General features: G+C 71.6%; 12 protein-coding genes. 6 read left to right on the forward strand and 6 right to left on the reverse strand.

All coding sequences use genetic code 11. The features are described from left to right. A partial coding sequence (locus tag VFH10_RS10280; protein ID WP_325128163.1) for an aminotransferase class V-fold PLP-dependent enzyme occupies positions 1-462 on the forward strand: 462 nt, incomplete at its 5' end. Then, a complete protein-coding gene (locus VFH10_RS10285) occupies positions 459-698 on the forward strand; it encodes a sulfurtransferase TusA family protein (protein ID WP_325128164.1) in 240 nt (79 codons plus the stop codon). The genes VFH10_RS10280 and VFH10_RS10285, both read left to right, overlap by 4 nt. Before the next feature lie 70 nt (positions 699-768). Here the strand turns inward: VFH10_RS10285 and VFH10_RS10290 are convergent, their stop codons facing one another. After that, entirely contained in the window at positions 769-1,755 is a 987-nt protein-coding gene (locus VFH10_RS10290) for a carbohydrate kinase family protein (protein WP_325128166.1), read from the reverse strand. Between the two features lie 88 nt (positions 1,756-1,843). Here VFH10_RS10290 and VFH10_RS10295 point away from each other — a divergent pair, with 88 nt between their 5' ends. After that, positions 1,844-2,056 (forward strand): hypothetical protein, encoded by a 213-nt coding sequence (locus tag VFH10_RS10295; RefSeq protein ID WP_325128168.1) that lies wholly within the window; start codon positions 1,844-1,846, stop codon positions 2,054-2,056. Positions 2,057-2,133: 77 nt separating this feature from the next. Here VFH10_RS10295 and VFH10_RS10300 read toward each other — a convergent pair whose 3' ends face one another. Next, positions 2,134-3,087, reverse strand: a complete 954-nt coding sequence (locus VFH10_RS10300) for a ScyD/ScyE family protein (RefSeq protein ID WP_325128170.1) — start codon at positions 3,085-3,087, stop codon at positions 2,134-2,136. A 298-nt stretch (positions 3,088-3,385) separates the two neighbouring features. Between VFH10_RS10300 and VFH10_RS10305 the strand changes: the two genes are divergently transcribed. Further along, the gene (locus VFH10_RS10305) at positions 3,386-3,934 is read left to right on the forward strand and encodes a hypothetical protein (RefSeq protein ID WP_325128172.1); all 549 of its coding nucleotides are present in this window, start codon (positions 3,386-3,388) and stop codon (positions 3,932-3,934) included. A gap of 78 nt (positions 3,935-4,012) precedes the next feature. Here VFH10_RS10305 and erpA read toward each other — a convergent pair whose 3' ends face one another. Then, on the reverse strand, positions 4,013-4,375 hold the full coding sequence (gene erpA / locus VFH10_RS10310) for an iron-sulfur cluster insertion protein ErpA (RefSeq protein WP_325128173.1): 363 nt from the start codon (positions 4,373-4,375) through the stop codon (positions 4,013-4,015). A 111-nt stretch (positions 4,376-4,486) separates the two neighbouring features. Then, positions 4,487-5,584 carry a glycerate kinase gene (locus VFH10_RS10315; RefSeq protein WP_325128175.1) on the reverse strand — a complete coding sequence of 366 codons (1,098 nt, stop codon included), beginning with the start codon at positions 5,582-5,584 and terminating at the stop codon, positions 4,487-4,489. A 40-nt stretch (positions 5,585-5,624) separates the two neighbouring features. On the opposite strand from VFH10_RS10315, the gene VFH10_RS10320 reads away from it, so the two are divergent. Further along, on the forward strand, positions 5,625-6,521 hold the full coding sequence (locus VFH10_RS10320; RefSeq protein ID WP_325128177.1) for a GNAT family N-acetyltransferase: 897 nt from the start codon (positions 5,625-5,627) through the stop codon (positions 6,519-6,521). Positions 6,522-6,619: 98 nt separating this feature from the next. Further along, positions 6,620-7,795, forward strand: a complete 1,176-nt coding sequence (gene nadA / locus VFH10_RS10325; protein WP_325128179.1) for a quinolinate synthase NadA — start codon at positions 6,620-6,622, stop codon at positions 7,793-7,795. A 21-nt stretch (positions 7,796-7,816) separates the two neighbouring features. On the opposite strand, the gene pspAB is transcribed toward nadA, so the two are convergent. Further along, positions 7,817-8,386 carry a PspA-associated protein PspAB gene (gene pspAB / locus VFH10_RS10330; protein ID WP_325128181.1) on the reverse strand — a complete coding sequence of 190 codons (570 nt, stop codon included), beginning with the start codon at positions 8,384-8,386 and terminating at the stop codon, positions 7,817-7,819. A 10-nt stretch (positions 8,387-8,396) separates the two neighbouring features. Next, a complete protein-coding gene (gene htpX / locus VFH10_RS10335) occupies positions 8,397-9,230 on the reverse strand; it encodes a zinc metalloprotease HtpX (RefSeq protein ID WP_325128183.1) in 834 nt (277 codons plus the stop codon). Between the last annotated feature and the right edge of the window lies 1 nt (position 9,231).

Raw genomic sequence — 9,231 nt, forward strand, 5'->3', positions numbered from 1 at the left:
TTCCCCGTCGACGACCGGATCGACCCGCGGGGCGCGGGCTTCGAGAACGTGCCGGCCGTGCTCGCGGCGGCTGCCGCGCTCCAGGCCCTGGTCGCCGAGCGTGACGAGGTGGGAGCGCGGCAGCGGGCCCTCGTGGACCGAATCCGGTCACAGGTGCCGAAGGTCGTGAGCGACGTGGACGTGGTGGGCGACCCCGACCAGCGGCTCCCCCACGTGGTGACGTTCTCGGTGCTCTACGTGGAGGGTGAGGCGCTGGTCCGCGAGCTCGACCGGCACGGCTTCGGCGTGTCGTCCGGCTCCGCGTGCAGCGCATCCGCCCTCACCCCGTCGCACGTGCTGGAGGCGATGGGTGCGCTCACCCACGGCAACATCCGGGTCTCGCTCACGCGCGACACCGGCGAGGCCGACGTGGAGGCGTTCCTCGACGTGCTGCCCGGAGTGGTGGAGGGGCTGCGACCGTGACGGAGACCCCTGACCTCGAGCTGGACTGCCGCGGGCTGCGCTGCCCGTTGCCGATCATCAGACTGGCGAACTCGATCGGGGACGTGCCCGTCGGCGGCACGGTCGCGGTGGTCTCGGACGACCCGGCAGCCCGCCCGGACACGCAGGCGTGGTGTCGGATGCGCGGGCAGGAGTACGTCGGCGAGGACGTTGCCGGGGACGGGGTGCCGCGCTTCGTCGTACGGCGGATGGTCTGACCCGCCGCCGAGGGGTCACCGACGTCGCGACACACCGGCCAGGAGCCTGATGTCCTGACTCCTCGCCGGGTCAGGGGCGGGGGGTCTTGACGTGCGCGGCGATCTCGGCGGCGGCCTGCTCGCCGTAGGTGTCCGCGAAGCGCTGGACGAACTCGGACTGGTGGAGGGTGTACTCCTGGGTGCCGACCCGCTCGACGACGTACACCGCGAGCAGGCAGCCGAGCTGGGCGGCGCGCTCGTGCGACAGCCCCCACTCCAGTGCGGCGAGGAACCCGGCGCGGAACGCGTCACCGACGCCGGTCGGCTCGACCTTCTCGATCTCCGGGACCGCGGCGACCACGATCGGTTCCTGGCCGGACCGCTCCACCCGGACGCCGTCGGCGCCGAGAGTGACCACCCAGGTGCCGACCCGGTCGAGCACCTCGGCGGCCGACCAGCCGGTCTTCTTCTCGATCAGGGCCGACTCGTACTCGTTGGAGAACAGGATGTCGGCGCCGTCGATCAGGTCGCGGATCAGCTCGCCGTCGCCGAACGCGAGCTGCTGGCTCGGGTCGGCCAGGAACGGGATGCCGCGCTCGCGGCACTCCTGGGTGTGCCGCCGCATCGCCTCGGGGTCGTTGGGACCGACCAAGACGTACGTAGCACCACCGACCCGGTCCGCGATCGGCTGCAGCTCGATCTCGCGGGCCTCCGTCATCGCGCCGGCGTAGAACGAGGCGAACTGCGCCATGTCCTTGTCGGTCGTGCAGACGAAGCGCGCGGTGTGCCGGGTCTCCGAGACGTGCACCGAGGAGCAGTCGACGTGGTGCCGCTCCAGCCAGGCGCGGTAGTCCACGAAGTCCTCGCCAACCGCGCCGACGAGCACCGGGCGGAGGCCGAGGTTGCCCAGCCCGAAGCATATGTTGGCCGCGCAGCCGCCGCGACGCACCTCGAGGTCGTCGACCAGGAACGACACGGAGAGCTTGTCGAGCTGCTCCACGACGAGCGAGTCGGAGAACCGCCCCGGGAAGGACATCAGGTGGTCGGTGGCGATGGAGCCGGTGACGAGAAGCGACACGGGGTTCCTCGGGGGTGCGTACGTCGGGATGGACACGCGCACCCTACGGCGCTTGGGGTACCCAGCGGTAATCCCTAGCGTTGCGTGCGTGACCTCCTCCGCCCCGCGCCGCCTCGCGTACGACGACGCCTCCCCCACCGACCGGATGACGTCCGACTGCCGTGCGGTCGCGGAGGCCCTGCGCCGCCCAGCGCCCAGCCTGCGGTTCGAGGACTACCCGCGCGAGGTTTCGAAGCCGACGATCGAGGTCAGCGACGCCGCCGCCCGGCTCGCCGCCGCACTGCACCTGCACCTCGACTGACGCCCGCGACAAGAGCGACCGGCCCGCACCACCTACGCGGCGGTGCGGGCCGGCTCGTTGCGTGCGGGGTCAGCCGGTCAGCCGACCTTCCTGACCGATCCAGGGCCGAACACGGGACCGCTGCCGAACACGTTCCCGTTCGAGCCGACCGCGACGCCACCGGGCAGGATCACCTGTCCGGGGCTGAGCTCGCGCCGCACGTTGCGGTCGTGGCCGATCCGGATGATCGCGCCCTCCTCGCTGCCGGGCACCTCGAACTCGGCGGCCAGCCAGCTCATCTTGGACAGCTCGGCCGCGTAGAGCGCGCCACCGCGACCCATGTCGAGGTCGACGATCGAGGTCAGCCCGTCCGCCTCGCGGGTGCAGGCACCCTTGTTCGGCTTGTTGGGCTTGCAGACCGCGTTGGTGGCACCGGGCTCGACCCGCCAGATCTGCGAGGTCTCGGGCGTGCCCGGGAAGCCGCGCAGCTCACCGATGTAGACCGCGCCGTCCGGGCCGACCGTCACCGAGGTGGTCACCGCCTCCGAGGGAATCGGCGTGCCCGCCGGTGGCAGCTCCGGGTCGTCGAAGCCCGCGGGCATCGGAACCGTCCGGGGCTTGACCCGGGCGATCGTGCTGACCTTGCCCTGGCGGGTCACCCGGATCACCGAGTTGTTGGCGGCGTCGGCCACCAGGGCCGAGCCGTCGGGCAGCGCCGCGAGGCCGAACGCGTTGCTCTCCTTCGGGGCGTCCTCGAGGTCGTAGGGGTCCGGGTTCTTCCGCTGCGATTTCGCGACCTCGAGCACGGTGCGGCGCTTGCCGTCGTGGAACAGGTAGAGCGTGCCGGTCTTGTCGCCGGTCACCGCCCACACGTCGCCGTTCCCGGCGACGGCGACACCGGCCCCGAACCCGCCGGGCACCTTGCCGATCCGCTCGGTGGTGCCCTTGTCGGGGCCGCTGCGGATGACCTCGCTGATGGCGCCGTTGCTCTCGGCGACCACGGTCTTGCCGGCGGCGATATCGAGTCCGCGGGGGCCGTCGAGGCCGTCCACGGCGCGGGACTGGCCGCTGGGTCCCGCCGCTGCTGCCGACGTCCCCGCGGCGGCCGCAACCAGTAGCCCCGCGCAGACTGCGGCGAAGGCTCGTTTGTGATTTTCATTCATGGGTGGCGCTCTCCCCTTCCGGCGCGCCGGGCGGACCCCGGCACAGTCCGGCCCAGCCAATCGGGACTCGCTGGTCCGGACAATGGCTCGGTCGGGCCATGGGCGGCCATCGTCCGGGTCATTGGAAACCGGGCAAAGGGCATGCCGGCCGTGGGAACCTGCGCGCCCCACCGTGCGTCCCACCGGCATGAGGACAGGACTCGTTCGCTGGCTGGTCCCGCTCGGCGCCGCCCTGGCGGTGCTCGTCGTGGTGGCCGTGGTGGTCTGGCAGCGGGGGCCGGGCACTCCGGAGGACGCCGCCCCCGCCGGGTCGGGCCAACCGTCCGACCGGGCCTCGGTCGCACCAGGCTCGCCGGGGACCGACCTGCCGGACGGCGACCTGACGCCCGCGCCGGGGCCGGATCTGCCGCCGGGCCCGGACACCCAGGTCATCGACAGCTACTTCGCCTACGACGAGACGCGGCTGGCGCTGAACTACACGACGGGCGTGCCCGAGTGCTACGGCAAGGTCGGCGAGCCGGTCGTCGAGGAGACCGGCGACGCGGTGACGGTCACCTTGCCGAAGCTCCCGCCGGAGCAGAAGGGCGACATCGCCTGCATCGACATCGCGCTCTCGAAGTCCGTCGACGTCAGCCTGGACTCACCGCTCGGCGACCGCGAGGTGCGCGACGGGGCACGTGCCGGAGCCGAGGTCTCCCCCGGCTCGTCGCCCGGCAACCCCAACCAGGCCCACTGAGCCCGCAACGAGCCCCGCAACGAACAGGGCCCCCACCGAGGTCTCGGTGGGGGCCCTGTCGCGGTGGATCGCGGTGGATCAGTGGAACGAGTCGCCGCAGGCGCACGAACCCGTCGCGTTGGGGTTGTCGATGGTGAAGCCCTGCTTCTCGATCGTGTCGACGAAGTCGATGACGGCACCGTTGAGGTAAGGGACGCTCATCCGGTCGACGACGACGCTGACGCCGTCGAAGTCGGTGACGACGTCACCGTCGAGGTTCCGCTCGTCGAAGAACAGCTGGTAGCGCAGGCCGGAGCAGCCACCCGGCTGCACGGCGATCCGGAGCTGGAGGTCGTCGCGACCCTCCTGCTCGAGCAGCGCCTTCACCTTGCTCGCAGCGGCGTCGCTGACGTTGATGCTGTCGGCACGGACGGCGGACTGGGTCTCGACCTGCTCGGTCATGTGCTGGCTCCCAAGTGTCGGATCAGGGGTCTTGCTCGGTTTCAATGGTCGCACATCCGCTGCTATTCCCAAGCATCGGAGAACACTCCCGGGACAGGTGTGACGAACGGGTCACCGGGACCAGGTCCGCGCCGTACGCTCCGCCAGGGCGGCCAGGCTGCCGGCCGGGTCCGCGAAGCTGGCCTCCTCACCCACCAGGTCGACGACGGAGTACGCCGACTCGATGCCCACCGCGCGCATCTCCCGCGAGCCGATCAGCACCTTCCCGGCCAGCGCGATGCACGGCCGCACCGCCTCGGCCGCCACCTGTGCCACCCCGTAGGGCACCTTCCCCGAGCGCGAGGAGAAGTCGAACGCACCCTCGCCCGTGACCACCAGGTCGGCGCGCCGGGCCCGGTCCGGCAAGCCGACCACCTCGGCGACGAGGGCGATCCCCGGACTGCGCGTGGCGCCGAGCAGCATCAGTCCGAACCCCAGCCCGCCCGCCGCGCCGGTGCCCTTGGCCAGCGCCAGCTTCTTGTCGGTGGCATCGGCCAGCCGCTCCAAGACGGCGTCCACCGCCTGCAGCCGGTCGGCGGGCAGGCCCTTCTGCGGGCCGTAGACGTTGGTGGCGCCGATCAGGCCGAGCAGCGGGTTGTCCACGTCGGAGGCGACGACCAGCTCCACCCCGGCCACCCGGGCCCGGGCGGCGTCGAGGTCGACGCTCTCGAGGTCCTTGAGAGTGCTCGGGCCGTGGTCGAGGGCCCCGGTCGGGGTGGTGACCGCACCCAGGGCGGCGAGCAAGCCGGCGCCGCCGTCGTTGCTGCCCGAGCCGCCGAGCCCGACGACCACCCGGGTCGCCCCCGCGTCGACGGCCGCGGCGACCAGCTCGCCGACCCCGCGGCTGGTGGCGCGCTCCGGCGCACGGTCCGCTGGCTCGGTCAGGTGCAGGCCGCAGGCCTGGGCGCACTCGACGTACGCCGTGTCGCCGGTCATCAAGACGGTGCTGGGCACCTCCTCGCCGTACGGCCCGGACACCGTGGTGGCCAGCAGCTCGCCGCCGAGGGTGGCGTGCAGCACGTCGACGAACCCGGGACCGCCGTCGGCCATCGGCGCGATGTCGATCTCGTCGTCTGGAGCCTGTCGTCGCCAGCCCTCGGCGATCGCCGCGGCGGCCTCCACGGCGCTCAGCGTGCCCGCGAACTTGTCGGTGGCGATCAGCAGGCGCATGGCGCCATCCTGCCGGGTCGCCGATCGGTAGGTTGGCGCGGTGCCCGACTACCCCGACTACATGGTGCGCCCGATGGCCGAGGCCGACGTCATCGCCGTGGAGCGGCTCACCAGCGACGCCTTCTACGACTACGACGTGCGCACCCACCGGACCGGGCTCCCCGAGCCGAGCCGGCGGGCGCCGGACCGGTCGGTGAACTGGCACCTCCGCGCCAAGCACATCGTCCAGCACGACCCGGGCGGCTGCTTCGTCGCCGAGGACGAGTCCGGGATCATCGGTGTCGCCATGTCGCTGCGCCGGGACCTCACCTGGATCCTCGCGACGTACGCCGTCCGCCCGGGACTGCAGGGTCGCGGGGTCGGCAAGCAGGTGCTCGACGCCGCGCTCACCCACGGCCGCGGATGCCTGCGCGGGATGATCGCCGCGTCGGAGGACACTCCGGCGGTGCGCCGCTACCGGCTGGCCGGGTTCTCGATGCATCCGATGATGTTCCTGATGGGCACCGTCGCCCGAGCGGCCCTGCCCGTCGTGGAGCGGGTCCGGCCCGGCAGCGCCGGAGACATCGACCTGATGAACTCCGTCGACCGGCAGGTGCGCGACGCGGCGCACGGCGTGGACCACGAGCTGCTCACCTCTATGTACCGGCTCGTCGTGGCGGACCGCTCGACCGGCTCCGGCTACGCGTACGTCGAGCCCGGCGGCGGCCCCTACCTGCTGGCCGCGACGAACCGTCGTACCGCTACCGACCTGCTGTGGGAGACGCTGGCCGCCTCCAGCCCGGAGCGCACGGTGACCGTCGGCCGCCTCACCGCCGCCAACGAGTGGGCCGTCGACGTCGGGATGGCCGCCCGGATGGCGCTGCACACCGAGGGCTTCCTCGCCCTGCGGCACCAGAAGCCGCCCACGCCGTACCTGCCGAGCGGGCACTTCCTTTGACCCACCGATATCGGTAGTCGTGGAGTGACCTATGCGTCACGGTAGGGCAACCGACATCGGGGGGTCGGGCGTGTGTGACCGTGTGAAACCATGGGGCCGTGACGACGACCGACCTTCCGCTGCTGGTCCTGGGCCGCGGCACCGACCCGAACTCCGAGCGGGGCGTGGACTGCCCCGGCGGGCTGCCGCCGGCCTCCGACCCCGACCTGGTCGCGCGGGCGCGGGCCGCCAAGGACGCGCTCGGCTCGAAGGTGTTCGTGCTCGGCCACCACTACCAGCGCGACGAGGTGATCCAGTTCGCCGACGTCACCGGTGACTCCTTCAAGCTCGCCCGCGACGCGGCGGCCCGCCCGGACGCGGAGTACATCGTGTTCTGTGGCGTGCACTTCATGGCCGAGTCCGCCGACATCCTGACCGGCCCCGAGCAGCGCGTGATCCTCCCCGACCTGGCGGCCGGCTGCTCGATGGCCGACATGGCCCGGATCGCGCAGGTCGAGGACGCCTGGGACGCGATGGTCGATGCGGGGGTCGCCGACTCCGTCGTACCCGTCACCTACATGAACTCCTCCGCCGACATCAAGGCCTTCTGCGGCCGCAACGGCGGGGCCGTGTGTACGTCGTCCAACGCGCAGGTCGCGCTGGAGTGGGCGTTCGACCAGAAGCCGGACGCGAAGGTGCTGTTCCTCCCCGACCAGCACCTCGGCCGCAACACCGCGGTGCTGCAGATGGGGATGACGCTCGAGGACTGCGTGGTCTGGGACCCGCACCGGCCCAACGGCGGGCTCACCGTCGAGCAGTTGCGCGACGCGCGGATGATCCTGTGGCGCGGCCACTGCTCGGTGCACGGCCGGTTCTCCGCCCAGGTGGTCGACGACCTGCGCGCCACGATCCCCGGGGTGCAGATCCTGGTGCATCCGGAGTGCAAGCACGAGGTGGTCACGAAGGCCGACCTGGTCGGCTCGACGGAGTTCATCATCAAGACGATCGAGGCCGCTCCCGCCGGCTCGTCGTGGGCGATCGGCACCGAGCTCAACCTCGTGCAGCGGCTCGCCGACCAGCACCCCGACAAGAACATCGCGTTCCTGGACCGCACCGTCTGCTACTGCTCGACGATGAACCGGATCGACCTGCCGCACTTCGTCTGGGCGATGGAGAACCTCGTCGCGGGCAACGTGGTCAACCAGATCCAGGTCGACCCGGAGACCGAGAAGTGGGCCCAGGTCGCGCTGCAGCGGATGCTCGACCTGCCGGCGAAGACCGCCGCGAAGGACTGATCTCGACGGGCTCGATCACCGTCAGAGCCCGGGCGCGCCCCAGACCGGCATCCACTTCTGCAGGTCCGCCTCGACGGGGAGGTCGTTCTTGACCAGGTCGCGCACCTGCATCTCGAGCAGGTTGTCCCGACGCTGCCCCTCGCCGGCCTGCGGCGCGAACGGGTAGAACGTGCCCTGCTTGTAGAGGTAGACCAGCGCGAGCGTGCGGTCGGTGCTGTCCTTGAACGACACCAGAGAGCACAACAGCTGCGGCCCGAAGCCCTGGGCCTCGAGCGCGGTGTTGACCGCGTGCAGGTCGGTCACCAGCGCGGACATGTCGTCCTGCCTGGCAACCAGCCAGGTGAAGCCGTAGTCGTCGACGTGCCGCTCGAGGTCGGGGTCGTCGTCGTTGTCGAGCACGGCGACGATCTCGGCCTCGGCCGCCGCGAACGCCGAGCCCTCGACAGCGCGGAAGCAGACGGCTCCGACTCCGGTCGGCTGGAACGTCGCCGCCGTCTGGAGGGTGATGGCGGCGGTCGGGATCGCGAACAGGTCGTCGAGGTTGTTGCGCACCTGCCGGCGGCGCCCGAGCAGTGCGTCGACGATCTTCACGCCCGCGGCCTCACTGCGGACCGGGCGCCGGGAAGCCGCCGTCGAGCGGGCGGCCGAGCTCGGCGGCGATCTTGGCGAGCTGCTCGAGGCGCTGCTCCAACGGCGGGTGCGTCGAGGTGAGCGTCTTCATCGAGGCGCCGCTGATCGCCGGCGCGATGAAGAAGGCGTTCATCGACTGCGAGGCTCGCAGGTCGCGGGTCGGGATCGCGGAGATCTCGCCGGTGATCTTGGTCAAGGCGCTCGCCAGCGCCGACGGCTTGCCGGTGAGGAACGCGCCGGACCGATCCGCGCACAGCTCGCGGTAGCGGGACAGCAGCCGGGTGAGGAAGAAGCTGATCGCATAGACGACCAGGCTGACCAGCAGCGCGATCATGAACGCCGCCGCACCGCCGCCGTTGTTGTCACGGCTCCGGCCGCCGAAGATTGCGCCGTACTGCGCGCCCCGGGTGAGCATGCCCGCGACGATGCCGGCCGAGGCGGCGAGAGTCATGACGAGGACGTCGCGATGGGCCACGTGCGACAGCTCGTGGGCCAGCACCGCCTCGACCTCCTCGGCCGTCAGCCGGTCGAGGATCCCGGTGGTGACGCACACCGCGGCCCGGTCCGGTGAGCGACCGGTGGCGAACGCGTTGGGCAGGTCGGTGTAGGCAATCGCGACACGCGGCTTGGGCATGTCGGCGAGGGCGCACAGCCGGTCGATCACGGCGTGCAGCTCGGGGGCCTCCTCGGGCGAGACCTCGCGGGCGTTCATCGCTCTGAGGGCCAGCTTGTCGGAGTTGTACCACTGCCACCAGGCGATCCCGAGACCGATGACCGCGATGATCGGGGCCCAGGCCCGGGGCAGG

The sequence above is a fragment of the Nocardioides sp. genome, assembly GCF_035697785.1.
GTDB lineage: Bacteria > Actinomycetota > Actinomycetes > Propionibacteriales > Nocardioidaceae > Nocardioides_B.

Bases quoted from the DNA above. Each gene is read 5' to 3' on its own strand.
- VFH10_RS10305 (WP_325128172.1), top strand. From the start codon at position 3,386: ATGAGGACAGGACTCGTTCGCTGGCTGGTCCCGCTCGGCGCCGCCCTG.
- erpA (WP_325128173.1), bottom strand. From the start codon at position 4,375: ATGACCGAGCAGGTCGAGACCCAGTCCGCCGTCCGTGCCGACAGCATC.
- VFH10_RS10315 (WP_325128175.1), bottom strand. From the start codon at position 5,584: ATGCGCCTGCTGATCGCCACCGACAAGTTCGCGGGCACGCTGAGCGCC.